The sequence below is a fragment of the Enterococcus sp. AMC1157 genome (assembly GCF_058216555.1).
Window position 1 is genome coordinate 2,333,406 of record NZ_CM177099.1, and the last position, 26,038, is coordinate 2,359,443.

A 26,038-nucleotide genomic window follows, 5' to 3' on the forward strand; every position below is an offset into this window, starting at 1 on the left:
GAGAGATGAGTACTTTTTTTGAAACAAAATCGTCAGTAATTTGTAAGAATTTAATCAGAAAAAACAAATAAATCATCTAAAAAACTTTGCTATCTTTTAGGTATAGGAGACAGGAATATGTGTTTCAGTAAGGAGCAGAGAAATGAGGAGACGAAGAAAAAAACGATTATTTGTAGGGAAAATATGTTTGGTGATTGCTCTCATAATAAGTGTAATTTACATAATCGAAGAAAAACCCTATGCCAGTAGAGATGTTCTTGCAAATGAAGTGAGTGAAATAGAGCTTAGTCGTTTCTCAGAAAAAGCCAACCAATCATTAGCAGAAACTTTTTCTATGCCATTGTTGATACAAAAAGACAAACGATGGAAGGATTTAGGTTATGGTCATGTTGAAAAAGAAAGTGATTTAGCAACCAACGGCTGTGCCATTCTTTCTTTAGCAATGGTTTTGTCTTATTGGCGAGGGGAAACAATTGAACCTTCAGAAATTTTGTCTTGGTCAGGCGAGGACTACCATGTGGAAGGTCAAGGAACGTCTTGGCAAATTTTTGAAGATTTTGCTTACGCCTATGGATAAAATTATTACGGTTTAGGAACGGATTTTTCATTAGTGAAAGAACATTTATCTATGGGAAGACCGGTGATTGTATCGGTGACTCAAGGAACATTCACGACTGTTGGACATATTATGGTTTTAGCCATGAATCAATCAGGGGAAATTGTGGTGTTTGATCCAAATGATAATCCAGAAAAGAATCATTACCAAACCACTTTTGCAGATGAAATCTTTAGGCAAGAAGCAATTTCTTTTTGGACTTATAGCAATTAGTGATGAATTTTTTGTTCACCCATATTATATAAGAAATATTACTAGATAAGAATTTTAATACAACATGAATAACTAATTTTATAAAAATTTGGAGGTAGCATAAATGAAAACAGTTGCGATTATCTTTGGTGGAGTGTCTTCTGAATATGAAGTTTCACTGAAATCTGCTGTAGCGATTATTGAAAGTATGAAGTCGATTGATTATAACATCATGAAAATTGGTATCACTAAGGAAGGAAAGTGGCTTTTATTTGAAGGAACCATTGATCAAATAAAACAGGACAATTGGTATCTAGATAAAAATTGCAAAGAAATAGTCGTTGACTTCGCAAAAAAAAGTTTTGCATTGAAAAATGACAATGAATTTATTAAACCGGACATTTTATTTCCTATTTTACACGGAGGTTATGGGGAAAACGGTGTTATGCAGGGAGTATTTGAACTGCTAGATATACCTTATGTAGGTTGTGGTATTGCTTCTTCAGCAATCTCTATGAATAAAATAATGCTCCATCAGTTTGCTGAAGCCATTGGTGTGAAAAGTACACCTAGTATGATCATCGAAAAAGGGCAAGAGTTACAACAAACCAACGATTTTGTGAAAATATATGGATTTCCTTTATATGTTAAACCCAATGAAGCAGGATCATCCAAAGGAATTAGCAAGGTGGAGCGTAAAGAAGAATTATCTAAAGCAATAGCTGAAGCGTCAAAATATGATAGTCGAATTCTCGTTCAAAAAGAAGTAAAGGGGATCGAAATTGGTTGTGGCATTTTAGGGAATGAACAATTAATCGTCGGAGAATGTGACCAAATCAGTCTAGTAGATGGCTTTTTTGATTATGAAGAAAAATATAATTTAGTAACGGCAGAAATTGTATTACCAGCTAAACTATCTATCAATACTAAAGAAGACATTCAAATGAAAGCAAAACAACTATATAGACTATTAGGATGTACAGGATTAGCAAGAATCGACTTTTTCTTAACTGACGATGGAGAAGTTTTATTAAATGAAATTAACACGATGCCTGGGTTTACAGCCCATTCAAGATTTCCGATGATGATGAAAGAAATAGGAATAGGCTACGAAGAAATCATAGAAAAACTATTAATATTGGCGGTGGACAATCATGAAAAAAAATTATCTACGATTGGTGAATAAAGACAACAAAATAAATGATACTGAAAGACCCACACATCTTGTTCAAGCACCATTTGCGCAAACCGGTGTATTTATTGATCCTATTGTGGCTATCCATCTGGAAAAACTAGTCAAAGCAACCGGTCTTGACGGTCAAATTATTACTATTGATGGTTATCGTTCAAAGAGTACACAACAGAAACTGTGGGATGAAACGATTCAAGAAAAAGGACTGGATTTTGCGAACCAATATGTGGCCAAACCTGGATGCAGCGAGCATGAACTCGGATTGGCTGTAGATTTGGGCTTAGCTATGAAGGAAAATGATTTTATTCGACCAAGTTTCACGGATAGTCCAATTGTTGATACGTTTTTAGCACATATGACAGAGTTTGGTTTTATTTTGAGATATCAAAAAGGAAAAGAACACATTACTAACATCAGCTATGAACCGTGGCATTTCAGATATGTGGGGACACCTCATAGTTCGATTATTGCGCAACAAAATTGGGTTTTAGAAGAATATATTGAATTTATTGCTTCAATAAGAGGAATCGCTCATGAAGCATAGAGCTGAGGGTATCGATTTATTTCGAGTATTCGCTGCGATCATGGTTGTTGCGATTCACACATTTCCTTTTCAATCAATTACCCCTTTTTTAGACGAGATGATCACATTAACTGTCTTTCGAGTAGCAGTTCCTTTTTTCTTTATGATTACCGGTTATTTTTTATTAGGGAGACTGTCATTAAATTTTTCCTACAATAATAAACTGAGAGTAAAAAAGTATCTATCCAAAATAGGCATCATCTATTTACTGTCTATTTTATTGTATGTCCCGTTATCTTTATTAAATGGCACGCTTTCATTGAAAATGAACCTTTTATCTTTTTTGAAGGTACTCATTTTTGATGGCACTTTTTATCATCTGTGGTACTTCCCAGCTAGTATCATTGGAACGATTTTAGTTACGGTATTGTTACGTATCATGGGTTTTAGACGAACATTTTTAGTTTCTATCTTTCTCTATTTAGTTGGACTGGGAGGAGATAGTTGGTACGGCCTAGTCAGTCAAATTTCCTTGCTAAATAAACTGTATGTATTTATTTTTAGTTGGACGGACTATACACGCTCAGGACTTTTCTTTACACCGCTATTTCTTTGTTTAGGGATATTGGCTTATAGAAAGAAAAAGTTAACAGAATTTCATAGCTTAAACTTATTGTTTTATGTAGGTATTATAGGCATGCTTATCGAAAGCACTGTTTTGCGTCAGTTTATAAGTATCAAGCATGATAGTATGTACCTTTTATTACCTTTTGTGATATTCATTTTGTTTTTAAAATTGTTAAAATGGCAACCAAAACTGAACGTAAAAGATTCAGCCGATTTAACATTATTGGTTTATATCATCCATCCACTAGTTATTGCGGTCGTTCATGCGATAAGTAATTATATTCTGATCCTAAAAAACAGCTTGTTGTATTTCTTGTTGGTAGCGGTGGGGAGTTTTTTACTGGCTTATCTCTTGCTAAATGTAAATAAAAAACTAAAAATAGGTAAGCAAAAAAGAACATTTGAACGTGCAGGTAAAGAACTATCAGCTAGTGCCATCCAACATAATATGAATGAAATACGTAAAATAATTCCCAAGAACACTCGTATTATGGGTGTTGTGAAGGCAAATGCCTATGGTTGTGGCATGGTAGAGGTCGCACAGGAATTAGAAAAAAACGATATTTCATTTTTCTGTGTAGCTACTATTGAAGAGGCAATTACCTTAAGAAAAGCGGGCAATCAAGGAGAAATCTTAATTTTAGGATATACACATCCCACTCGTATTCATTATATAAAAAAATATGATTTGATTCAGTCAATTGTAAGTGAAGAGCATGGAAAAAGATTGAATCTTAAAAACGTGCCTATTCGTTGTCATTTACAAGTGGATACCGGCATGCATCGTCTAGGTGTCACACCCGACGCAACAGTTATTCAGCAGCTCTATCATCTAACTAATCTTAAAGTTGAAGGGATATATTCTCACTTAGGTTCTTCAGATTCATTAGAGCAAGAATCAGTTGTGCGAACTAATAATCAAATCTCTTTATTCAATCATATACTGGATGATTTGAAAAAGAGGGGCATCGCCTATGGATATACGCATATTCAAAGCAGCTATGGTATTTTAAATTATCCAGAATTAAATTTTGATTTTGTGAGAATTGGCATTCTTTGTTATGGTTTTTTAAGTGACAATCATACGCCAACTAAAATTACACTAGATTTACAACCTATCGTGAAAGTCAAAGCAGCTTTAATTGTCGAACGTGTGGTAGAGGCAGGCGAATATGTGGGTTATGGGCTAGGAGCTAAGGTGGGGAAAAGAACTAGAATAGGCGTTGTTAGTATTGGTTATGCAGACGGTATTCCTAGATCATTATCCAATGGGAAACTACTATTGGAATTTAAAGGCCAATCTATAAAACAAATTGGAAATATTTGTATGGATATGTTGCTTGTTGATTTGACCGAGGTGGAAGATATTTCCTTGAATGATGAATTAATCGTACTGCCTAATATTAGTAAAATAACTGCTGAAGAATCTACGATTACAAATGAGCTATTGAGTCGATTGGGTTCAAGGCTAAATGCGGAGTTAAGTTGATTGATGGTAGCTAATGTATATAGGATGTCGAATAGACGGCTGGTAATGTTGAAAAGCTTCCATTCGCATTCGGATGAAACCTACTGAATCTTTTTACCCAAAAGTGCATATTATAAATCACTAGTGCTACGTAAAATGAAGCTCTTCTGACAATGAGCTAGGACAAATGGTTTTGAGAAAACAGAAAATTTTTCTGAATATAGGGCAAACACTATTTGTTAAATTTAAAATTTATTTTATGCTTATCCATGTATGAATTCTTTGTATTGGTCTTGGATAAGTCATCCAAGTGCTAGTATAAAGGATTTTTTATTTTATCGAATAGTTAGTAACTTAATGAAACATTAGTGAGGTATAATAAACGAAACGTTTAAAATTTTGGGGTGGAAAAATGGTTAGTACAATTGTTGTGGTAGAAGATGAACAAGAAATTGCTCAATTAGTAGGCACTTTTTTAGAAAATGAAGGATTTCAAGTAAAGATTTTTAATCATGGAGCACCAGCATTAGAATATTTGAAAAAACATGAAGTCGCTTTGGCCATACTAGATGTGATGTTGCCGGATATAGATGGTTTTATGATTTTACAAGAAATTAGGAAAAATTCCTATTTTCCAGTAGTCATGCTAACTGCTAAAGGGGAGGCGATGGATACGATTACTGGACTGACCTTAGGCGCAGATGACTATATTACGAAACCATTTAATCCTTTAGAGGTAGTTGCTAGAGTAAAAACACAAATCCGCCGTTCCCAACGGTATAATAGTCAGCCAGAAAAAACAGAAGAATTTGAGAAAGAGGGCTTAGTCCTATCTGCTACTCAACACAAGTGTTTTTTGTATGAAGAAGAAATTAATCTGACACCAATTGAGTTCAAAATTTTATTGTATTTATTTGAACATCAAGGGGAAGTGATTGAATCTGAACAATTATTTGAAGCAGTCTGGCAAGAAAAATACTTAGACAATAACAATACTGTGATGGCACATATTGCAAGATTAAGAGAAAAATTACGAGAAATACCAAGAAAACCAAAATTTGTCAAAACAGTTTGGGGAGTAGGATATATCATTGAAAATTAAAAGTAAATTAGCAAAAAAAATGTTGATTCAATATGTAACAACCTTACTAGTGATGATTTTAGCGATGGTGGTTTTACCCATAGTTGCGCGGTATTTTGTGAGCTTTATAACCTGGTATGAATGGGATCCATTCTATCGGCTATTAAGGTTCTTTGAGCACGCTATGTTACCGCTATTTGGTTTGGTCGGTATTGCTGGTGGAATCGGCTTGCCATTATATTTCTTCTGGAGAATCCTTGGATATTTGGACGAAACCATTCAAGCAACAAATCAAATGGTGACAGATCCAGAAAAAAGTATTCTTCTTTCTGATGATTTAGCAGATGTCGAAAGAGAAATGAATGACATTCGCCATAAAAATTTATCCGATCAACGGGCAGCCAAAGAAGCCGAACAACGTAAGAATGATTTAATTGTTTATTTGGCGCATGACTTGCGTACACCATTGACTAGTGTGATTGGTTATTTAACCTTATTACGGGAAGAACCAGAGCTTTCAATCAAACTTCGCAGTAAGTACACCAATATAGCTTTGGAAAAAGCGGAGCGTTTAGAGCAATTGATTGGCGAATTTTTCGAAATTACCCGCTTCAATTTAACAACGATGACTGTGACCAAGGAATCTGTCGATATTAGTATGATGCTAGAACAGTTAAGTTATGAATTTTTACCAGTCTTGCAAGAAAAAAATTTGGAATGGCAACTTGCAATCGAACCGAATATTTTAGGAAGGATCGATCCAGAAAAAATGGAACGAGCATTTGATAATTTAATCCGCAATGCGATTCATTATAGTTTTTCAAATAGTCAAATCCATCTGTCTGTGCAACAACAAGATGAACAAATCAAGATAAACATCACGAATGAGGGGAAACATATTCCCCGAGAAAAAATTACACGAATTTTTGAACCTTTTTATCGAGCAGACTCTGCCCGCCAATCAACAACCGGAGGAACTGGTTTGGGATTACCGATTACTAAAGAAATTGTTGAGCTTCATGAAGGCACCATTTCAGCTGTTAGTGAAGAAAATCAAATCAGCTTTACGGTTTTATTACCGATTTAATAAAAATAGTGTCATGAATAGTGCCGAAAACCTGAAAATTTGTTAAGATAGGGAGCGGAATTAATTTTCAATTACTATAGTTGAAAATTGAATACTTATTAATTAGGAGGAAAAGTTGTGATTTTTGCTTATAATCCCAAATATGTTAGTGATACATTATTAGTGATTACAGAAGACGATCGTGGTTTAGAACAAAGTGTGGAACGAAAAGGGAACGTGGCTCGTCTTGAAACGGAAGATGAACGAGTTATTGGCTGGAATTTTTTTGCTATTTCAGAGGAATTGACCATTGAAGGTTCAGGACAAGTGACGTTAACCGATGATCAAGTGAAAAAATTAAACGATTTGATGAAAGCAGCAGGATTTACGGAAGAATTAGTTCCGGATCATGAGCCAAAATTTGTTGTAGGCTTGGTAAAATCTTGTGAACCTCATGAAGATAGCGATCATTTATCAATCACTGAAATTGAAGTGGATAATGGAAATACCTTACAAATCGTTTGTGGAGCACCAAATATCCGCAAGGGTTTAAAAGTAGTTGTGGCTAAACCTGGTGCGATGATGCCAGACGGTATGTTAATTTGGCCAGGAGAACTACGTGGCGTGAAAAGCTACGGAATGGTCTGTTCAGCCAAAGAATTACAATTACCAAATGCACCAATGAAGCGTGGAATTTTAGAATTACCAATGGATGCACAAGTTGGAGAAGCTTTTGAAGTAGGTAAATAAAAAAATCAGCGGAGATTTTCTATTATAGAAAACCCGCTGATTTTTTGAATTATTGACCTAAAGCAGATTGGTCGATAGACAATTCTACGGTCACCGTTTGTTCTTCTGTTCCACGGTAGAAAGTAATTTCCATCGTGTCACCAACGGTTTTTTGATAAAGCATTGCTCGTAATTCTGTAGCGTTAGTAACAGCTTGACCATCAACCTGTGTGATAACATCATATTGTTGCAAACCAGCTTTTTCAGCAGGTGTAGCAGTTTCTACATAACGAACAACCACGCCATTTACGATTTCATCAGGAAGTTGTAAAATATTTTGTTGTTGTTGACTAGAAATTTCGCTTAGATTTAACATGCTAATACCTAAAGCTGGACGATTAACACGGCCATTTTCTTCCAATTGTTGAATAATATTAACTACATCATTACTTGGAATAGAAAAGCCCATTCCTTCAACACTGACGCCTGAACCACTTGAACTAGCAATCTTACTAGAGTTGATACCAATCACTTGACCGGCTACGTTAATTAAAGGACCACCAGAATTCCCAGGGTTGATTGCAGCATCCGTTTGGATAGCGTTAATACTAATTTCTTCACCAGATTCATTGACGTTTTGCACCAAACGATTTAATGAAGAAATAATTCCTTGAGTCACGGAGTTAGCATATGCTGAACCAAGAGGAGAACCGATTGCAATGGCTGGCTCACCAACTTTTAAGAGGTCAGAATCACCAAATGTTGCTACAGTGTCAACTTTATCAGAAGCAATTTTCAAAACAGCTAAATCACTGTAAGCATCAGTACCGACTAATTCAGCTTCGACCTTTGTACCATCTTGTAAAAGAACTTCTAAACCTTCTTGTCCTTCGACCACATGGTTATTCGTTACAATGTAAGCGTCATTGCCATCTTTTTTATAAATCACACCACTACCTTCACCAACTGGTTCTAAGTCGGTAGAATTATTCGTTTGTGTTTCAAAAGGGCTACCCCACATACTTTGTGTAGGTGTTTGTAAATTAATAATGGAAACTACCGCATTTTGCACTGTCTCAACGGCAGAAGTCACATCACTATTGACATCAAATTTCACATTTTGAACACTTGTGTCAGAATCAGGTAATTGTGACACTGACTCAGTCGTAAGAGCTTCATTGTTTCCTGTATTAAAACCATCTGTCGCGTAATACACACCACCGATACTTAAAAATCCGCCTAAAATACCTCCTAATAAACCAACACCAAATCGTTTGAAACCATTGTTTGACCGACGAGGAGTTACATCTTTTCTATTCATAATTATTTACCTCCATATTCACTTGTATCTTCAATTATTTGTATCTTTTATTTTTTACAAGTTCAGTCTACTGCCAGATTTTGAAAAAATTATGAAGAACTTTCGCAAAAAAACTGGCAAATCATTGAATAAAATATTTTTCCACAGTATTTGGGGAAAAATAAGGGGAAATCTTGTGTAAAAATAGCTCACTTTTTATCCACAGTGTTGTGGATAAAGTGGATAACTAGGGATAAGAATGCTTGTTCTCATGAAAAAAGTTGTCAAAATAGTCTTTTTATAAGTTGAGCTTGTGGATAAACCTGTGCATACTGTGGACAACTATGTTGAAAAATAAATTAATAAAAATCTAACATGTCTTGACCACTCTCTACACCAATTTCAATAAATTCCGTAACTTTACTCAGTTCTTGAGCTGAAATATCACCCGCTTTTGCTAAAAATTGATAGAATTTTTTCATAGCAGCTCCGACTTGTTTGATTTGAGTAGCACTTGCATCAGGCACTTTAGCTCCATAAAATCCATCAATAAAGTCCATGGCATTTGACAAATCACTAAGAGGACTCTCCATCCGGTACATTAAAAATTCGTTTAGATAAAATTTCATATGTCCCACATGACGTTTAATTACCTTGTCACTTAAACGTAGGTTTTCTTTTAGATATAGTTGAAAAGCATTCAAAACAAGTTGATTATTCTCTTCAATTTCATTAAAAAATTTATCTGTTTCTTCTAAAGAAATATCCTCTATTTGTAACGACGACCATTTATTTAAATCCATCCAATTTTTCTCTATTTTCTTGAGTTCTCGTTTAGCAGTTCGTTCTTTTTCTGAGGGTTCGTTCACTTTTAATGGCTGTGTAAAAGCAGACTGTAGAGCACTGACACTTGTGTACTCTTTTAGAGCAGAAACGATATCATCAGCGAGAAATACCATGCTTTCTTTTTGTAAAATAGTTGAAAAATCTGGATAAAAATGATGATTATAGTAGCCAATAAATTGATTCATTATAGATATCCGAGAGCGATTATGGGCACTATTTATTTCAATAGAACCTGCAAGTGCTAGATATTGATTGATTTGTTCTTCGGAAATGTCACTATAAGCAAAGATAAAACGAATACCTTCTTCAATATATTCAGGTAAATACTGACGATTTTTTGCATTGATATCAGCCAGTACAATGGGTGTACATGTCAAATCATTAATCAAAAGCAGAATTTTTTTACGTTTAACATTAAAATAATGTGCATGCCAAGAAAATAATGGATTGGCTTGGGAAAAAGCGATACTGTCCTCTTTGTCCGCTACTTCTTTCATGTTGGTAAATAATGAGCTACTTTTTTTCGTTGGATTAATAATCATCAGGAACTCTCCTTTCATTACTTGTTACTTCTATTTTACTAGATTTTGAGCTTTCATGTATAATAATGAGGTAGAAATCAAAGGAGAGAACAAATGAATATAAAAATCATCACAGTTGGAAAACTAAAAGAAAAATATTTAGTCCAAGGAATTAATGAATACGTCAAACGTTTAGGAGTATATGCCAAGATGCAATTAGTGGAAGTCCCCGATGAAAAAGCCCCAGAAAATTTGAGCGAGGCAGAAATGCTTCAAGTAAAAGATAAGGAAGGCCAGCGAATCTTAGCGAAAATTAAAGATCAAGAGTACGTTTTTGCCTTAGCTATCGAAGGTAAAAATCCTTCAAGTGAAGCTTTTGCCAAACAAATTGATCAATTAGGTGTGCAAGGAAAAAGTCAATTAGTCTTTGTCATCGGTGGTTCATTAGGTTTAAGCGATGAAGTTATCAAACGGAGTAACACACAAATCTCTTTTGGCAAAATGACCTATCCCCATCAATTAATGAAACTGATTTTAGTAGAACAAATTTATCGAGCTTTTCGGATTAATAAGGGCGAACCTTATCATAAGTAATGATATTTATTTTGCTTTGTTAAATCCTGATAATCAAAAGCAACGGAAGTTTTATCATTTGAAAACAAGGTTATGACCACCGTCAGTCATAACCTTGTTTTTTTCACCTAAAATATAAACTTAATAAAATTCAATTTTTTAGAAAAAGATTCCAGAAGATAAAAGAAAAATACTTAATCCATGAGCCAATGTTGCTGAGATTATTCCGTATTTTTCATATAAGACTGCACAGACAAGTCCTTCCCAAAAAGTAAAAATCAGAATAATCACTCCTAGATTTGTCACTGTAAAAGCTAAAAAGATATGTCCTATTGAAAAGAACAAGGCAGACAACAAGACTCTCTTTAATACATCAATCCTTTGTTTTTTCAAATAATTTTGAAAATAACCTCTAAATAATATTTCTTCTAGAAAGTTTCCTAAAAGAGCAAATATCATAAGCGGCAATAACATTTTTAAGGGTACGAGGTCTTCTTGCTGAGATGCTGAGGTCCAAAAATAAGAAATTCTAAATGGAAGCACAACAACAAGAGAGGAAAGTATACCAACAATAATATTTTGGAATTTTGAATGGTTGGAGAACCATTTTAAATTCCTTTTTAAATTTTCATCCACACGATATAAAACTAAGCAGACAACAAGAGAAGTGAAACCAAGCACGAGGAGAACTAGCGGATCATTTATAAAGCGTAGTTTGAGAGTATTATTAGCAAATCCGAACTCCCAAAATCCCAGTGGTGTCATAGTGTCTCGCATTAAAATAAAACCGAATAAAAGTAGGAACATCTTAATAATCCTCTCTTTTTTTGGTAAAAGAAAATAACTTATACTTAAGATGAATAGCCCAGGGAAAATCCGAATTCCATATTCAAGTAATTGTTCCATTATTCAATTCTCCTTTTTTGTAGTTTTTTTATTATATCATAGGGAAAGAATGCTTATCGTAATGATAAACCGTTGTCTTTAGTTAATCTGATATTTGAGAAGTATTAAAGAAAGAAGAGCCATCCTACAAAAAAAAGTGTGATAGGTCATCCAAGCTCTCTTAAATTTCTCTAAAATCGATTAAGAAAATCTATAAAAGTGAGAAAGAATGACTGTTTCTTATCAACAAGTGCTACTCTCTGATTATAGATATTTAAATATAGCATTGTATAGAGGGAGTGTTTTTGATGATTGGCGTTTCTTTTGTAATTACCGTATTGATTATTTTGTTTTTATTATGGATTATTTTAAAAAAGCAGTATATTTGGTTAGCATTACCTTTAGCAGTGGTTTTAGTTGTTAGTGGAGGGATTTTTGTCTATCAAAAAAATGCCCCTAATACGGATTTAAGTAGAGAAAGTTTAGCTGGTGTAAAAATTGGAGAAAACATTGATCCTGAGCGTATTCGTCCACTTGAGAATAATAATATTTATGATACGTTAGTGGATCAAGCAGATTTAAATATTGTTGTCGAAGATGGAAAAGTCAAAGAACTTGCGACAACTTTTGATACTGTAGATAGCTCTATCCAAACTTCTCGGAATGTAGGGTTAGGAACCAATTATGTAGAGGTAGTGAATGCTTATGGTGAAGACTATCGAAAATTATTTTTTGTAGAAGAATTTGACTCAAGGATTATTTATTCAGATAAAGAAAACAATAGAGCTTTATCCTTTTACTTTAACAATGACGAAAAAGGTAGTTGGTTGAGTTACATAAATTTAATTCAGAAATAAAAGGGACTGCAAGATAAGTGTTTCTGTGTTTACTTATCTTGCAGTCCAGTTCATTTTATTCCGGAATTTTTTCATAGGCTAGCTGATGAATAATTTCCTCGTGTTTAGGATAGTCAGCTAACAATTCAGCTTGGGTAAATAGTTCAAAATCGTGATAATCAAAACCAGGAGCTACCACACAACTGACAAGAGCGTAGTCCTGATTGACACTAGAACCAAAGATAGTTCCTTTGGGTACAGTGTAAGAAAGGACCTCGCCATTCTCAATATTCATTCCCAGAGAAATAGCTTGATAGTTACCATCAGGAAAAATACAATGCACCGTTAACGCTTCCCCAGCATGAAAAAACCAAGTTTCATCGGAAGCGAGGCGATGAAAATGAGAGGGACTTTCAGTAGTTAATAAAAACAAAATAGAGGTGTAGAGCGCTCGGTCACCATTGCTTGTCTTAATGGTTTCGGAGCTTTTATCCGTTTCTTTAAAGAACCCACCTTCTGGATGAGCTTCTAGATGTAGTTGTTGAATCCAGTCATTTGCAGTTTTCATATAATCACGTCCTTTGGGTTATTATAGCAGAGAATAATTCTTTTGATTGCTGTTATTCTTTGAGTATTTATTTTTTTAAGATAAAAAAATAAAATAGCTAGGTATCACACGATTTTCATTAAAAGATGGCTTTTTTCAGTTATAATATCAGTAGTCAATAGTATAAAACAAAGGAGAGAACTATGCGAAATATAAAATTAACCATTACTTATGACGGCAAGCGTTACTTAGGCTGGCAACGTCTAGGAGATTCAGATAAAACGATTCAAGGAAAAATTGAAAGTATTTTAAAACAAATGACCGGAGAAGAAATTGAGATTATCGGCTCAGGGAGAACGGATTCGGGAACTCATGCACGAGGTCAGGTAGCAAATTTTAAGACGGAAACATCTATGACTAGAGCGGAAATGCTAGATTTTCTTAATCGTTATTTACCTAGAGATATCGTTGTGACGAAAGTGGAAGAGGTTCAAGACAGATTCCATGCTCGTTATAATTGTACGGGCAAGCAATATAGTTACTATGTTTGGAATAACGTAATTCCCACAGTTTTTGAGCGTAACCACAGTTTTCACTATCCTCAAAAATTAGATTTAGATAAAATGAATCAAGCTTGTGAGAAATTAATCGGTACCCATGATTTTATTGGTTTTTCAGCATTGAAGAAAAGTAAAAAATCAACAGTACGTACAATTGAAAAACTTTCTATTGAACAAGAAGGTAGTATGCTTCACTTTACTTTTGTTGGCGATGGTTTCTTATACAAAATGGTTCGGATAATTGTTGGGACCTTATTAGAAATTGGCTCAGGATCAATGGAGGTCACTGAAATTGAGAATATTTTTGAAAAGAAAGTACGTCAACAAGCGGGAGAGACAGTACCAGCACAAGGTTTGTTTTTAGATGAAGTCTATTATCGTTAAATTTAGTTAGACGAGGGATGAAATGATGACTAGAGAAGCTATCTTAGCTACCATTTATAATTTAATTCTCAATACGGGGACCCGTAAATGGGAACGAGAGCAGTTGGTTCTAGCAAAAAATGCCATTGAAAATCAGACAAATATCGAGGAAGAACTGCAAAGTTTGATTGCCATTTTTCGTCCCCTGGCTTTAAGAAATAATTTGACTCCGGATGTGGCTGATTTTTATGGAAAAATCACTAATGATAACAATTCCCAAGGGCACTTTGATTATTCTAAGCATCAAATGCAAGCATCTTTTGAGAAAGCAGTATTTGCAGGCGGTTGTTTTTGGTGTATGGTGGAACCTTTTGAAACTCAAAAGGGCATTGTTTCGGTAATGTCAGGTTATACAGGTGGAGATATTGAAAAGCCAACCTACGATCAGGTAAGTAGTGGAGCTAGTTGTCATGTTGAAGCAGTAGAAATTATTTTTGATACACAAGTGATTTCTTATCAAGCATTAGTGGAACTTTATTGGAAAATTTCTGATCCAACCGATGCACAGGGACAGTTTCAAGACCGTGGAAGTCAGTATCGCCCGATCATTTTTTTCCAAAATGAAAGGCAACGTCAGATTGCTGAAAAATCCAAGCAAAAATTGATCGATTCTAAAAAATATCAACAGCCGATTGTCACAGAAATTCGACAAGTAGAGACTTTTTGGCCGGCAGAAAATTACCACCAAAAGTTTTATTTAAAGCAAGCTAAACGCTACAAAGTAATCAAACGGGAACGTCAGCAACGACAAAAATTTATCGAACTAAAAAATAAAATAAGTGGGTATAAAAAGGGATAGACAAGAGAAATTGAGACTTGTTAGAAGATATAATCCTTTCCTAGAAAGTGGGAAGTACCTCTTTGATGCTTCTTTCCGAGTATTTGTCAAAGTGGACCAACTTGACCAGCCCATGTTGAAGGACTGGCACTTTGACCAAGAGAAAATCTTAGAAATTCCTGGAAGCGAATCAGAGTTTAAGGGAAGTATTCTTTGGTTTTGTATGAGTGGAGATATCAAAATATTTTCCGATAATCATGTGCTGACTCTGTGTCAAAATCAAGAAAATTACGACATGAAACTAACCAATTACAAGTATTTATCAACGTATTTTCCCTTGCCTAAAATCATTCATCAATCAGACAATCAACAGCAGTTTGTTGAAGAAAGAATTGTCTCAGATCAGTGTGACCTAGATAAAACAAAATTACAGGCGAGGATCTATCAAGATTATTACCAATACTTTCAAAAGTTGATGAAAAATCAAACCCTCAGTTATCGAAGTGTACAACAAATGTTGGATAATGCGACGATTGATTGGTCACCATGGATTGAACCATTTATCCAGAGCATTCCGAAATCTTTACAAGAAATGAAATTTCCAAAAGTAAAATTACATGGCGATTTATGGACAGCTAATATAATTGTAGACAAGCAGGATATTTGGTACATTGATTGGGATGAATCGGATGACTATTTGTTCTTTTATGATTTTTTCAAAATGATGTGGAACGAAGCAGATGTTCATGGAGAACATGGCTATTTAGATACCTATTTGGCTGGGGACTAGGACGCTGATTTCACAAAGATATTTAAATTATTTAATCTAAATTTTGAAACGGAACATCGCCTAGCCTATTTTTATCTGTTCTTTTTAAGCTTCTTATTAGAAAGTAACTTGCCTATTGAGGTGAAAGAGCTAGAATAGACAGACTTTCAAAGAAAAATTAGTGCGTTGTATAGTAATTCAACACATAAATAGTGACATAACTGAATATACTGGAATGAAAGAAGATGGCTTTAGACTTAGTGAACGATTTTCTTTCATTCCAGTATTTTTTTGTTTTATAGAACAACTCATTTTCATTGCCAAGCATGGTCGTCTCTAATATGATGAATTTATAGAGAGAAGTTGTTATTAAAACAAATAGGAGGATAAAATGAAAATTATTATAATTGGTGCATCCTTTGCAGGTATTTATTGCAGTCTACAAGCACGCAAACTTTATCCAGATGCAGAGATTTTATTGATTGAAAAAAATGAATTAGTCGGTTTTTTACCCAATGGTTTGCTGTTATATTTGCAAGGATTTTATGACACATTGGAGGAAGCGACATTTATTTCCTCAGAAATGTTGAAGCAAAAAAATATTTCTGTTCATTTAGAGGAGACCTTTATTGAAGCGCTTCCTAATGAGAAAAGTGTCGTAACTGACAAAGGAAATTATACTTACGACAAATTAGTTTTAGCTACAGGCTCCAGCCAGCATTCTAAAAATATTGATCTTGCAGAAGAAGAAATTTATCATTATAAAACCTATTCAGCAGCAAAAAAATTATTACCCAAAATTGAAACAGCTCAAAATATTACGATTGTTGGGGCTGGACAAGCCGGTTTAGAAGCAGCTAGTGTCTTTGTTGAATTAGGAAAAACGGTAAATGTCTTTGAGACGATGGATTATCCTCTGTTTAAATATTTTGATAAAGATTTCCTAGTCCCTTTTTTAACAGATATTCAACAGATAGAAAATCTCCATTTACAGTTGAGTCAACAAATTTCAAAAGTAGATAAAAATGATCAATTTGAAGTGAACTTTCAACAACAACAGTTAAAAAGTGATTTGATTTTAACCACGGTCAATGTTCATCCTACCTTGGTTAATTTACCCGTGAAACATCACAGAGACTTGACGGTTGAAACAAATGACTATTTAGAAACTTCTATCAAGGATATTTTTGCTGTTGGGGATTTGATTCAGGTTCCGCTAACTATTACTAAAGAAAAAATGTATCTTCCGCAAATCAGTAATGCTGTACGAACTGGTTTAGTGGCAGCAGAAAATCTAGCTAGCCCTCGGAAAAAATTTCAAGGTAGTTTACGAATGATTGGAACTAAATTATTTCATTGGTATTTAGCAAGTGCGGGTCTGTTAGAAGCAGAAGCGTTTCTTTATCCTAAAAAAATCAGAACCAAATTATTACATTTACCTGCGGCATTAGTGGTGGGTCAATCAGTAGATTGTAAACTAATTTTTGAAGAAGAAAGCCGGCGATTATTAGGTGTGCAGCTCTTGTCTAAAGTGAACTGCTTGGAAACTATTAATCACTACGGTTGGGCAATTGAACAACAAATGACTGTCGAACAATTATTAGAGCAGGATTTCTTTTTTCATTCACAATTTAGTAATCGTCTATCTTTCACCAACGAATTTATTTTAGGGAGTGACACGGATGAGATTTGAAGATTTATTGGAGAAAAAAGAAGCCAAAAAAATTCGTGTCTTAAAGCAATTATTATTAGCAGGTGGAAGCATTACGATTACTGACATGGCAACAAGTTTAAGTGTATCCAAAAAATCTGTTGAAAATTATCTAGAAGAGTTGATGGATGACCTAAAACCTTATCAAGATAAATGCCAATTAAGTTATGACAAAACAATGATTTATTATTCAAAAACGTCGGAGTTTTCTATGTGGGAAGTTGAAAAAACTTGGTATGATAATGCTCCTAAATTTCAAATATTGCTTCATTTATTACGTAACAGAGAAATTGCTTTTATTCGCTTAACACAAGAATTAGCCGTTAGTGAGTCTTCACTGTCCAGAAAAATTAAAGAGTTGAATCAGCTACTAAAAGAGTTTGATCTCATGATTTGGCAAGGAAAACTAGAAGGAGAAGAAAGTCAGATTCGTTATTTCTATTTCCAATTATTGTGGTACTTAGAAAAATACCCCAAAGAGATTGTGGGCCGAGAATTGGATTTACTAGAACAATTAGAACGCGGTTTTGGGGTTTCTATTAAACAAGAAGCGCGATACCGTACAGCGTTGTGGATGCGAATTACTAAATATCGAATTGCCTTATACAAACCACAATTTACAAAGTTTCGAGAAAAGTTTGAACCTTATCAGCGAGATCGTTTTTATTTACAAATCAAGCCTATTTTTCATCGTTTATTTAGTTATTATGCAGTGGAGTTAAAAGAAGAAGAAATCATGTTGCATTTTATTTTTCTCATTAGCATGTCTATTTTAAACGAAAAAGATTTTTATCAATACTGGTTGCAGCGGTCTAAATTTACACCAACTAGTTTGACAGATACACTCGTCTTAGAAACAATCATGCGCCTTTACCCACGAGCAAAAATTCGTCCCAATCGAGAAATTAATAGTTATTATCATCTTTCTCAAGTTCACTTACGCTTGTATTTTTTCAAGGGTGATATTGAAGTCTATGATCGGGAAAACATTTGGCAATTGGAAAAAACGTTATCTAGTCGAGATATTCAAACCTTTAGCGATCAATTGATTCATATGGGTCTTGAGTCGTTAGCAGTTTCTTACACAGAAGAGAATAGCTTAATCGCAATGACTGAAGTGAAATATTTGAGTTTATTGACGATTTTAGATGTTGAAATGAATCGAGAAATTCGTGTTGGAATTGATTTACAAATGGACCCGTTGTTTAAAGAAGCTGCGACGATTATGTATATGCTGCATTTAAAAAATCTGAATGGGGTAGTGATTGAACCCTATCAATCAGAAAAATCCTATGACTTAATTATAACGAACCATCAAAGTTATGATTCTTGTTACTATCGATTATCTGAATTAGGAACAAGTTATGATATTCAAGAAATTAAAAAAATAATTCGTGAGTTATAAAATGTAAAACGCTTGCAAAAACTGCATTCTGTCAAAAATTAAAAAAAAGATAAAAAAGATGACAAAATAAATCAGGTAGAAAATTGTAAGCTATGAATGTAAAGAAAACGTTATCAAAGGAGAGAGAAACATGACACAAAAACAATACATTATGGCGATTGATCAAGGAACAACAAGTTCAAGAGCAATTTTATTTGATAAAAAAGGGAACAATGTAGGATCTTCACAAAAAGAATTTACCCAATACTTCCCACAATCAGGCTGGGTAGAGCACAATGCCAATGAAATTTGGAATTCTGTCCAATCAGTAATTGCCGGTGCTTTTATCGAATCGGGAATTCGTCCAGAGCAAGTAGCGGGTATCGGAATTACCAATCAACGAGAAACAACGGTTGTTTGGGAAAAAGAAACAGGTCGTCCCATTCACAATGCGATTGTTTGGCAGTCTCGTCAATCTGCAGAGATTGCTGATCAATTAGTCAAAGACGGCCACAAAGAAATGATTCATCAAAAAACTGGTTTAGTCGTAGATGCCTACTTCTCAGCAACAAAAGTTCGTTGGATTTTAGATCATGTCGAAGGAGCGCAAGAACGTGCAGAAAAAGGCGAATTATTATTTGGCACGATTGATTCTTGGTTAGTTTGGAAATTAAGTGATGGTGGCAATCATGTAACGGATTATTCGAATGCTAGCCGCACAATGCTATACAATATTCATGAATTGGCTTGGGATGAAGAAATATTGAATCTCTTAAACATTCCTAAAGCGATGTTACCAGAAGTAAAAAGTAACTCTGAAGTATATGGACATACTAAATCTTATCATTTCTATGGAAGTAAAGTACCAATTTCAGGGATGGCTGGAGATCAACAAGCAGCCTTATTTGGACAAATGGCCTTTGAACCAGGAATGGTTAAGAATACTTATGGAACAGGTTCATTTATTGTCATGAATACGGGTGAAAAACCACAATTATCAGAAAATAATTTATTGACTACGATTGGTTATGGTATTAATGGAAAAATTTACTATGCCTTAGAAGGAAGTATTTTTGTTGCTGGTTCGGCGATTCAATGGTTACGTGATGGTTTAAGAATGATTGAAACTTCTCCAGAATCAGAAGAAATTGCTGGGCAAGCAAGTGGCGACAATGAAGTTTATGTTGTTCCAGCCTTTACAGGTTTAGGTGCTCCTCATTGGGATTCCGATGCTCGTGGTGCTGTATTTGGTTTAACTCGTGGAACAACTAAGGAAGATTTTGTTAAAGCGACATTACAATCAATTGCTTATCAAGCAAGAGATGTGTTAGATACGATGAAAAAAGATTCAGGTATTGATATCCCATTGTTAAAAGTTGATGGTGGTGCAGCTAAGAATCGTTTATTGATGCAATTCCAAGCAGATATTTTAAACACACCTGTGCAAATTGCAGCTAATCTCGAAACAACAGCCTTAGGCGCAGCTTACTTAGCTGGTTTAGCAGTTGGTTTCTGGAAAGATTTGGATGAATTAAAGTCAATGTTAGAAGAAGGCGAAATTTTAAATCCCGAAATGTCAGAAGACGAAAGAGAAAAATTATATAGAAACTGGCAAAGTGCTGTCAAAGCAACGCAAGCATTTAAGCCTCGCAAATAATAGAAAGAAGGAACAAAGATGACCTTTTCATTTAAAACAAGAAGTAACAATATTCAAAAAGCCCAAGAAACAACATTGGATCTTCTAGTGATAGGTGGAGGGATTACTGGTGCAGGGGTGGCTGTTCAAGCCGCCGCTGCAGGTATGCAAACCGCTTTAGTAGAAATGCAGGACTTTGCGGAAGGTACTTCTTCTAGGTCCACTAAACTGGTGCATGGTGGCATTCGCTATCTGAAAACATTTGACGTTGAAGTGGTAGCGGATACAGTCCAAGAACGAGCAAATGTTCAAAAAATTGCTCCTCATATTCCTAAGCCAGACCCAATGTTATTGCCGATTTATGATGAACCTGGCGCGACCTTTACTCTTTTTTCTGTAAAAATAGCAATGGATTTATACGATCAATTAGCAGGTGTAACGGGAACAAAATATGCCAATTATATGTTAACTAAAGAAGAGGTTCTAGAAAGAGAACCACAATTAAGCTCGGAAAATCTCCAAGGTGGCGGTGTGTATCTTGATTTTCGTAACAATGATGCTCGTTTAGTCATCGAAAATATCAAGCAAGCACAAACAGATGGTGGTTTGATGATTTCTCGTGCCAAAGTTGTGGAAATTTTACATGATGACAACGGACAAGCAAAAGGTGCTAAGGTGGAAGACTTACTGACAGGAGAAATTTTTACGATTCATGCCCACGTAGTTATTAATACTACAGGTCCTTGGTCAGACAAAGTTCGCCAGTTGGACAGTAAAAATGATTTGCCTCCACAAATGCGTCCAACCAAAGGCGTCCATTTAGTGGTAGATCAAAGTAAATTAAGTGTTCCTCAACCAACCTATTTTGACACGGGAAAAAATGATGGACGAATGGTTTTTGTTGTTCCACGTGAGGAGAAAACTTATTTTGGAACAACTGACACAGACTATCAAGGAGAATTAAGTCATCCAACAGTGGAACAAAGTGATGTGGACTACCTACTCGAAATTGTTAACGAACGTTTTCCAAAAGTGAAGTTAACATTAGCTGATATCGAATCTAGTTGGGCAGGTTTACGACCATTAATTTCTGGGAATGGTGGTTCTGATTATAATGGTGGCAACAACGGATCAATTACCGAAGAAAGTTTCCAAAATTTAGTTTCAGCCGTGGAAAAATACTTAGTAAATCCTGATACCAGACAAGACGTTGAAACAGCGATTAGTGAAGTAGAGTCGTCTATTGATAATGCTGTTAACCCTTCTCAAGTTTCTCGTGGCAGTAGTTTGGATATCTCTGCAGATGGTTTGTTGACATTAGCAGGTGGAAAGATTACCGACTATCGTTTAATGGCTGAAGGGGCATTAAAAAAAATCCAAGAATTGTTAATGAAAAAAATTCAAAAAAACTACATTTTAATTGATTCTACTGCTTATCCTGTATCAGGTGGAAAAATCGATTATCAGAATGTAGATGAGGAATTGGAACAATTAGCCAAACTAGCGGAAGATAAAGGCTTGAGTCACAAAGATGCACTGTATTTAGCTAATTTGTATGGTTCGAATTTATCAAAAGTATTAAGTTACGATGAGCCAATAATGGGTTTATCGGTACGAGATAGTTTCTCATTAAATTATGCTTTAAATGAAGAAGCAGTATTAACTCCAGCGGATTATTTTATGCGCCGTACCAATTTCATTTTATTTATCCGAGATGAAGTAGATGCTATTAAAGAACCTGTCTTGAATAAAATGAGTGAATTTTTCCAATGGACAGATGCAGAAAGAAAGAATCAACAAGCTAACTTAGAAGCAGTAATTGCAGAATCTGATTTGAAAACATTAAAAGAGGAGATTTGACGATGAATGACATGACGCAGATTTTTAGTGAGTTTTTAGGAACAGCGGTCTTAATTTTATTAGGTAGTGGGGTTTGTGCAGCAGTCAATTTAGAAAAAAGTAAAGCCCAAGCTTCGGGATGGATTGTGATTGCTATGGGCTGGGCAGCCGCGGTAACAATTGCCGTATATGCATCTAGCTTTATGGGACCTGCACATTTGAATCCAGCAGTAACTATTGGTATGGCAGTAGCAGGTAATTTTGCTTGGCATTTAGTGGTACCATTTATGATTGCGCAACTTTTAGGTGCTGTTCTAGGTGCAACTTTAGTTTGGCTAACTTACTTACCTCATTGGGAAGAAACAAAAGATCAAGGGGCAATTTTAGGAACTTTTGCTACCGGTCCTGCAATTCGTAATTTAACCGCTAATGTTGTAACTGAAGTGATTGGTACCTTCTTATTAATCTTTGCCTTGTTAGCTTTTGGTGAAACACCATTTGCGGATGGAACAAATCCAATGGTTGTAGGAATCTTAATTTTGGCAATCGGACTATCTTTAGGAGGACCAACAGGATATGCAATTAATCCAGCCCGTGATTTAGGCCCTCGTTTGGCGCATCAATTCTTACCAATCAAAAATAAAGGTACATCCGATTGGGGCTACAGCTGGATTCCAATCGTTGGTCCAATTATCGGTGGAGCACTTGCAGCCTTAGTGTTTAATGTATTGCCAATTTAATGATAAGATGATGGATAAAAAGGCGACTTTACAATATTAATTGTGAAATTGCCTTTTTTGATTTGAAATGAGAAAAAATATGTGACAAAAAAACGGACATTCAAAAATTATGAAGAGATTTTCGAATGAATCACATAATAAGGAGATTTATTTTACTTTCGTTCGAGATGTTTCCGTTTCCAATTTATTTTTATTACAAATAGTCATGGATAATGGTGCAAATTCTTATCAATTGTTGACAAAGCAATCTAATTACTTTATATTACTTTTAATAACAGAATGCGTAGAAAAGAAAAGTACAAATCTAAGAATTTTTAAGAGAGCTTCGGTTGGTGGGAAGAAGTAAAGGATGAGATTTGGAAAATGGTCTTTGAGCATTTGATTGTGAGCGAAAGTTAGCAATCAACGGGTATGCCCGATACAGCATCTCAGTATCTTTATCAAATGTACTGATAGAGGTTAGTTCTGTGAAGGATTAACAAACAAAGGTGGTAACACGAAGCTATGGCTCTCGTCCTTTTCGATTTCGAAAAGAGCGTGGGCTTTTTCTACGTGATTCTGTTAAAAAAGGGGGAAAATAATAATGAAAAATTTGAAAAAAATTGGTTTTGGAATTTTAAGTATTGCAGCAATTACATTTTTAGCAGCCTGTGGTGGGGAAGATACAACAGTTAATTCTTCAGAGGCGGAAACTGCTAACATCGAAGAAAAAGTTGTTGGTGTAGCACCCGGACCATATGGAGATATGGTTACAGAAGTGATTTCTCCATTGCTAGAAGAAAAAGGTTATAAGCTAACTACCAAGGTATTTAATGATTATGTCCAACCGAATCAAGCTTTGAGTGGAGGACAAATTGATGCGAATCTTTTCCAGCATACAGCTTATTTAGAAAAATTCTCAGCTGACAATAATCTAGACCTAACAGCTTTAGAAAAAGTACCCACACTAGGAATGGGAATTTATTCTGATAAAATTTCAAATTTAGATGAGTTGACAGATGGTGATATGGTCTCGATTGCCAATGACGGATCAAACTTAGCGCGGACACTACAATTATTAGAAGTGAATCAACTAATCACACTTGGCGATGCTGTTGATGAAACAAAAGCAACTGTTGATGATATTGCAGAAAATCCTAAAGATTTAGAATTTAAACCTTTGGATGCAGCACAACTAGCTCGTTCATTAGATACGGTAACAATCGCTTTAGTACCAGGGAACTTTTCTTGGGCAGCTGAGTTAGATCCAGCAGATGCTTTAGCTTTAGAGGCATTGAAAGAAGATTATAAGAATATTGTTGCTGTACGTACAGAAGACAAGGATTCTGATTTTGCCCAAGCTATTTTAGAAGTATTAGAAGGTCAAGAATTTAAAGACGCCATCGCTGAATCCGCCTTTAAAGATTTTGACAAGCCAGCCTTCTGGACGGAGTAAGTGAAAAATGGCAAAGATTGAAATTCAAAATCTTTCTGTAGCATTTCGTCAGAAAAAACAAACATTCCAAGCGGTGGAGGATGTGCATTTACAGATTGAAGCTGGCGAAATTTATGGAATTGTTGGGTTGAGCGGTGCGGGTAAAAGCACACTCATCCGGACACTAAATCTCTTACAGCCACCAACTAAAGGAAGTATCAAAATTGATGGAGCAGAGATCACAACCTTAAAGGGTGAATCTCTGAGAGGAATGCGTCAAAAAATTGGTATGATTTTTCAACATTTTAATTTGATTCAAAATCGAACCATTGCAGAAAATATTGAGTTTGCTTTAAAAGCCGGTCATTACCCTAAAGAAAAACGCACTGCCAGAATTCAAGAGCTATTAAAATTGGTTGATTTAGAAAGCAAACATGACGAATATCCAAATAATCTTTCCGGGGGACAAAAGCAACGTATCGGGATTGCACGGGCACTTGCCAATAATCCAGAAATTTTGCTTTGTGATGAAGCGACAAGCGCTTTAGATGTAGAAACAACTGAAGAAATTTTACGTATTTTGGAACGAATTAACTCTGAACTAAAAATTACGATTGTCTTCATTACCCATGAGTTAGAAGTTGCCAAGCGTTTGTTTCATCGGATGGCAGTAATGGAAAATGGCCGAATTGTTGAAGAAGGTCCAACGTATCAAATTTTTAGTGATCCAAAACAAGGAGTAACTCAGAAATTAGTTGGACGCTATTTAAATCTTTCCTTACCAGCAGAGATTTTTGCTGAACTGAATGAAGGTGAGCTTTTGGAATTAAGATATCAAGGAGACAATACCTTAGAACCTTTAATATCGAATGTTTCCAAAGAATTTGCCGTATCAATTAGTATTATTCACGGAAAGATTGAATATATTCAGCATAATGTTATCGGAATTTTATATGTGTACTTAACGGGTGAAGCGACTGAGGTAGATCAGGCAATTGCAAAGCTGACAGCCAATGTACATTCGATTAGAAAGTTAACGGAGGGCTAACATGGAAGAGACATTACAGATTTTACAAAATCATTTACCAAAAGCCTTGTGGGACACCTTCTATATGGTGAGTGTTTCAACTTTAATCGGAGTTCTTTTTGGAACCCTCATTGGATTATTGTTATTTTTGGCTAACAGCCCTTTATTTAATCGTCATGAACTGTTGCATAAAATTGTTAGTTTTCTTGTGAATGCTTTGCGTTCTTTACCCTTTTTAATTCTATTAGTTACGTTAATTCCAATTTTGACTCTATTAATTGGGGATCCCTATACACCTACAGGAGGAGCTATCGCTCTATCAGTGGCAGCAATCCCTTTTTATGCACGGGTGGCAGAAAGTTCCTTTGCAGAAATTAATTCGGGTATTCTAGAAGCGAGTGTCGCTACTGGAGCGACCATGATACAAATTATCCGCGATGTCATTTTACCAGAGAGTTTGCCATCTTTGATTCGAGGATTAGTTTTAACGATTATCAGCTTACTAGGTTATTCAGCTATGGTTGGAACAATTGGTGCGGGTGGTATTGGAGACATGGCGATTCAATATGGCTATTTCCGCTACGAGACAGGTATTCTAGTCATTATTATTGTGTTGTTAATTGTGATTGTTCAAATCATTCAATGGCTGGGAGATTTATTTGCACGACATTTCACTAAATAAAGAATACCAATCTCCTTTACCAGTCGTAGCTAGTAGGATGGTATGGGGGAAAAAGCATCAAATGGAATTACTT

The 26,038-nt window shown here is 35.1% G+C and carries 24 protein-coding genes, 1 pseudogene and 1 other annotated feature; of the genes and pseudogenes, 21 read left to right on the forward strand and 4 right to left on the reverse strand.

The window, feature by feature from the left end; genetic code table 11:
• Positions 1 to 142: 142 nt before the first annotated feature.
• From AC4BBX_RS11375 to ytpR, 8 genes and pseudogenes are all read left to right on the forward strand, one after another.
• Positions 143 to 577: a cysteine peptidase family C39 domain-containing protein gene (locus tag AC4BBX_RS11375; RefSeq protein ID WP_490453936.1), complete on the forward strand. Its 435-nt coding sequence runs from the start codon at positions 143 to 145 to the stop codon at positions 575 to 577.
• 24 nt (positions 578 to 601) lie between these two features.
• Positions 602 to 829: pseudogene (locus AC4BBX_RS11380) on the forward strand (C39 family peptidase); the annotation flags it as partial.
• Positions 830 to 932: 103 nt separating this feature from the next.
• On the forward strand, positions 933 to 1,994 hold the full coding sequence (vanE, locus tag AC4BBX_RS11385; protein ID WP_490453937.1) for a D-alanine--D-serine ligase VanE: 1,062 nt from the start codon (positions 933 to 935) through the stop codon (positions 1,992 to 1,994).
• On the forward strand, positions 1,963 to 2,544 hold the full coding sequence (gene vanXY, locus AC4BBX_RS11390; RefSeq protein ID WP_490453938.1) for a D,D-carboxypeptidase/D,D-dipeptidase VanXY: 582 nt from the start codon (positions 1,963 to 1,965) through the stop codon (positions 2,542 to 2,544). Before vanE ends, vanXY begins: the two co-directional genes overlap by 32 nt.
• Positions 2,534 to 4,639: a membrane-bound serine racemase VanT gene (gene vanT / locus AC4BBX_RS11395; RefSeq protein ID WP_490453939.1), complete on the forward strand. Its 2,106-nt coding sequence runs from the start codon at positions 2,534 to 2,536 to the stop codon at positions 4,637 to 4,639. The genes vanXY and vanT overlap by 11 nt, the downstream gene beginning before the upstream one ends.
• A gap of 391 nt (positions 4,640 to 5,030) precedes the next feature.
• Positions 5,031 to 5,720 carry a VanR-ABDEGLN family response regulator transcription factor gene (vanR, locus tag AC4BBX_RS11400; RefSeq protein ID WP_490453940.1) on the forward strand — a complete coding sequence of 230 codons (690 nt, stop codon included), beginning with the start codon at positions 5,031 to 5,033 and terminating at the stop codon, positions 5,718 to 5,720.
• Positions 5,710 to 6,786 carry a vancomycin resistance histidine kinase VanS gene (gene vanS, locus AC4BBX_RS11405; protein WP_490453941.1) on the forward strand — a complete coding sequence of 359 codons (1,077 nt, stop codon included), beginning with the start codon at positions 5,710 to 5,712 and terminating at the stop codon, positions 6,784 to 6,786. Before vanR ends, vanS begins: the two co-directional genes overlap by 11 nt.
• 117 nt (positions 6,787 to 6,903) lie before the next feature.
• Positions 6,904 to 7,515, forward strand: coding sequence for a YtpR family tRNA-binding protein (gene ytpR, locus AC4BBX_RS11410; RefSeq protein WP_490453942.1), 612 nt, complete (start codon positions 6,904 to 6,906; stop codon positions 7,513 to 7,515).
• A 49-nt stretch (positions 7,516 to 7,564) separates the two neighbouring features.
• Here the strand turns inward: ytpR and AC4BBX_RS11415 are convergent, their stop codons facing one another.
• On the reverse strand, positions 7,565 to 8,815 hold the full coding sequence (locus AC4BBX_RS11415) for a S1C family serine protease (protein WP_490453943.1): 1,251 nt from the start codon (positions 8,813 to 8,815) through the stop codon (positions 7,565 to 7,567).
• A 338-nt stretch (positions 8,816 to 9,153) separates the two neighbouring features.
• Positions 9,154 to 10,182 (reverse strand): DUF6933 domain-containing protein, encoded by a 1,029-nt coding sequence (locus AC4BBX_RS11420; protein ID WP_490453944.1) that lies wholly within the window; start codon positions 10,180 to 10,182, stop codon positions 9,154 to 9,156.
• Positions 10,183 to 10,275: 93 nt separating this feature from the next.
• On the opposite strand from AC4BBX_RS11420, the gene rlmH reads away from it, so the two are divergent.
• Positions 10,276 to 10,755, forward strand: a complete 480-nt coding sequence (gene rlmH / locus AC4BBX_RS11425) for a 23S rRNA (pseudouridine(1915)-N(3))-methyltransferase RlmH (protein WP_490453945.1) — start codon at positions 10,276 to 10,278, stop codon at positions 10,753 to 10,755.
• 138 nt (positions 10,756 to 10,893) lie between these two features.
• On the opposite strand, the gene AC4BBX_RS11430 is transcribed toward rlmH, so the two are convergent.
• Positions 10,894 to 11,640, reverse strand: a complete 747-nt coding sequence (locus AC4BBX_RS11430; RefSeq protein ID WP_490453946.1) for a CPBP family intramembrane glutamic endopeptidase — start codon at positions 11,638 to 11,640, stop codon at positions 10,894 to 10,896.
• A 284-nt stretch (positions 11,641 to 11,924) separates the two neighbouring features.
• Between AC4BBX_RS11430 and AC4BBX_RS11435 the strand changes: the two genes are divergently transcribed.
• Positions 11,925 to 12,476, forward strand: a complete 552-nt coding sequence (locus AC4BBX_RS11435) for a hypothetical protein (RefSeq protein WP_490453947.1) — start codon at positions 11,925 to 11,927, stop codon at positions 12,474 to 12,476.
• 55 nt (positions 12,477 to 12,531) lie between these two features.
• Here AC4BBX_RS11435 and AC4BBX_RS11440 read toward each other — a convergent pair whose 3' ends face one another.
• On the reverse strand, positions 12,532 to 13,023 hold the full coding sequence (locus tag AC4BBX_RS11440; protein ID WP_490453948.1) for a cupin domain-containing protein: 492 nt from the start codon (positions 13,021 to 13,023) through the stop codon (positions 12,532 to 12,534).
• 182 nt (positions 13,024 to 13,205) lie between these two features.
• On the opposite strand from AC4BBX_RS11440, the gene truA reads away from it, so the two are divergent.
• The 11 genes from truA to AC4BBX_RS11495 all read left to right on the forward strand — a co-directional run bounded on the left by truA (position 13,206) and on the right by AC4BBX_RS11495 (position 25,965).
• Positions 13,206 to 13,946 carry a tRNA pseudouridine(38-40) synthase TruA gene (gene truA, locus AC4BBX_RS11445; protein WP_490453949.1) on the forward strand — a complete coding sequence of 247 codons (741 nt, stop codon included), beginning with the start codon at positions 13,206 to 13,208 and terminating at the stop codon, positions 13,944 to 13,946.
• Between the two features lie 22 nt (positions 13,947 to 13,968).
• Entirely contained in the window at positions 13,969 to 14,784 is an 816-nt protein-coding gene (gene msrA / locus AC4BBX_RS11450; RefSeq protein WP_490453950.1) for a peptide-methionine (S)-S-oxide reductase MsrA, read from the forward strand.
• A gap of 91 nt (positions 14,785 to 14,875) precedes the next feature.
• Positions 14,876 to 15,553 (forward strand): phosphotransferase, encoded by a 678-nt coding sequence (locus AC4BBX_RS11455; RefSeq protein ID WP_490453951.1) that lies wholly within the window; start codon positions 14,876 to 14,878, stop codon positions 15,551 to 15,553.
• Positions 15,554 to 15,923: 370 nt separating this feature from the next.
• The gene (locus tag AC4BBX_RS11460) at positions 15,924 to 17,225 is read left to right on the forward strand and encodes an FAD-dependent oxidoreductase (protein ID WP_490453952.1); all 1,302 of its coding nucleotides are present in this window, start codon (positions 15,924 to 15,926) and stop codon (positions 17,223 to 17,225) included.
• On the forward strand, positions 17,215 to 18,648 hold the full coding sequence (locus tag AC4BBX_RS11465) for an AcpB/EbpR/MafR family transcriptional regulator (protein WP_490453953.1): 1,434 nt from the start codon (positions 17,215 to 17,217) through the stop codon (positions 18,646 to 18,648). The genes AC4BBX_RS11460 and AC4BBX_RS11465 overlap by 11 nt, the downstream gene beginning before the upstream one ends.
• A gap of 130 nt (positions 18,649 to 18,778) precedes the next feature.
• Entirely contained in the window at positions 18,779 to 20,284 is a 1,506-nt protein-coding gene (glpK, locus tag AC4BBX_RS11470) for a glycerol kinase GlpK (protein ID WP_490453954.1), read from the forward strand.
• Positions 20,285 to 20,302: 18 nt separating this feature from the next.
• Entirely contained in the window at positions 20,303 to 22,123 is a 1,821-nt protein-coding gene (glpO, locus tag AC4BBX_RS11475) for a type 1 glycerol-3-phosphate oxidase (protein ID WP_490453955.1), read from the forward strand.
• A gap of 2 nt (positions 22,124 to 22,125) precedes the next feature.
• Positions 22,126 to 22,842, forward strand: coding sequence for an MIP/aquaporin family protein (locus AC4BBX_RS11480; RefSeq protein ID WP_490453956.1), 717 nt, complete (start codon positions 22,126 to 22,128; stop codon positions 22,840 to 22,842).
• Between the two features lie 275 nt (positions 22,843 to 23,117).
• Positions 23,118 to 23,364: a binding site (T-box leader), on the forward strand.
• A gap of 61 nt (positions 23,365 to 23,425) precedes the next feature.
• On the forward strand, positions 23,426 to 24,277 hold the full coding sequence (locus tag AC4BBX_RS11485) for a MetQ/NlpA family ABC transporter substrate-binding protein (RefSeq protein WP_490453957.1): 852 nt from the start codon (positions 23,426 to 23,428) through the stop codon (positions 24,275 to 24,277).
• A 7-nt stretch (positions 24,278 to 24,284) separates the two neighbouring features.
• Positions 24,285 to 25,304 carry a methionine ABC transporter ATP-binding protein gene (locus AC4BBX_RS11490; RefSeq protein ID WP_490453958.1) on the forward strand — a complete coding sequence of 340 codons (1,020 nt, stop codon included), beginning with the start codon at positions 24,285 to 24,287 and terminating at the stop codon, positions 25,302 to 25,304.
• Between the two features lies 1 nt (position 25,305).
• Positions 25,306 to 25,965 carry a methionine ABC transporter permease gene (locus tag AC4BBX_RS11495; protein ID WP_490453959.1) on the forward strand — a complete coding sequence of 220 codons (660 nt, stop codon included), beginning with the start codon at positions 25,306 to 25,308 and terminating at the stop codon, positions 25,963 to 25,965.
• Positions 25,966 to 26,038 lie beyond the last annotated feature (73 nt).

Bases quoted from the DNA above. Each gene is read 5' to 3' on its own strand.
- AC4BBX_RS11465 (WP_490453953.1), top strand. From the start codon at position 17,215: ATGAGATTTGAAGATTTATTGGAGAAAAAAGAAGCCAAAAAAATTCGT.
- AC4BBX_RS11415 (WP_490453943.1), bottom strand. From the start codon at position 8,815: ATGAATAGAAAAGATGTAACTCCTCGTCGGTCAAACAATGGTTTCAAA.
- rlmH (WP_490453945.1), top strand. From the start codon at position 10,276: ATGAATATAAAAATCATCACAGTTGGAAAACTAAAAGAAAAATATTTA.
- glpO (WP_490453955.1), top strand. From the start codon at position 20,303: ATGACCTTTTCATTTAAAACAAGAAGTAACAATATTCAAAAAGCCCAA.
- AC4BBX_RS11430 (WP_490453946.1), bottom strand. From the start codon at position 11,640: ATGGAACAATTACTTGAATATGGAATTCGGATTTTCCCTGGGCTATTC.
- vanT (WP_490453939.1), top strand. From the start codon at position 2,534: ATGAAGCATAGAGCTGAGGGTATCGATTTATTTCGAGTATTCGCTGCG.
- AC4BBX_RS11485 (WP_490453957.1), top strand. From the start codon at position 23,426: ATGAAAAATTTGAAAAAAATTGGTTTTGGAATTTTAAGTATTGCAGCA.
- AC4BBX_RS11375 (WP_490453936.1), top strand. From the start codon at position 143: ATGAGGAGACGAAGAAAAAAACGATTATTTGTAGGGAAAATATGTTTG.
- AC4BBX_RS11420 (WP_490453944.1), bottom strand. From the start codon at position 10,182: ATGATTATTAATCCAACGAAAAAAAGTAGCTCATTATTTACCAACATG.
- msrA (WP_490453950.1), top strand. From the start codon at position 13,969: ATGATGACTAGAGAAGCTATCTTAGCTACCATTTATAATTTAATTCTC.
- AC4BBX_RS11480 (WP_490453956.1), top strand. From the start codon at position 22,126: ATGAATGACATGACGCAGATTTTTAGTGAGTTTTTAGGAACAGCGGTC.
- AC4BBX_RS11460 (WP_490453952.1), top strand. From the start codon at position 15,924: ATGAAAATTATTATAATTGGTGCATCCTTTGCAGGTATTTATTGCAGT.
- AC4BBX_RS11490 (WP_490453958.1), top strand. From the start codon at position 24,285: ATGGCAAAGATTGAAATTCAAAATCTTTCTGTAGCATTTCGTCAGAAA.
- AC4BBX_RS11495 (WP_490453959.1), top strand. From the start codon at position 25,306: ATGGAAGAGACATTACAGATTTTACAAAATCATTTACCAAAAGCCTTG.
- vanR (WP_490453940.1), top strand. From the start codon at position 5,031: ATGGTTAGTACAATTGTTGTGGTAGAAGATGAACAAGAAATTGCTCAA.
- glpK (WP_490453954.1), top strand. From the start codon at position 18,779: ATGACACAAAAACAATACATTATGGCGATTGATCAAGGAACAACAAGT.
- vanXY (WP_490453938.1), top strand. From the start codon at position 1,963: ATGAAAAAAAATTATCTACGATTGGTGAATAAAGACAACAAAATAAAT.
- vanE (WP_490453937.1), top strand. From the start codon at position 933: ATGAAAACAGTTGCGATTATCTTTGGTGGAGTGTCTTCTGAATATGAA.
- AC4BBX_RS11440 (WP_490453948.1), bottom strand. From the start codon at position 13,023: ATGAAAACTGCAAATGACTGGATTCAACAACTACATCTAGAAGCTCAT.
- truA (WP_490453949.1), top strand. From the start codon at position 13,206: ATGCGAAATATAAAATTAACCATTACTTATGACGGCAAGCGTTACTTA.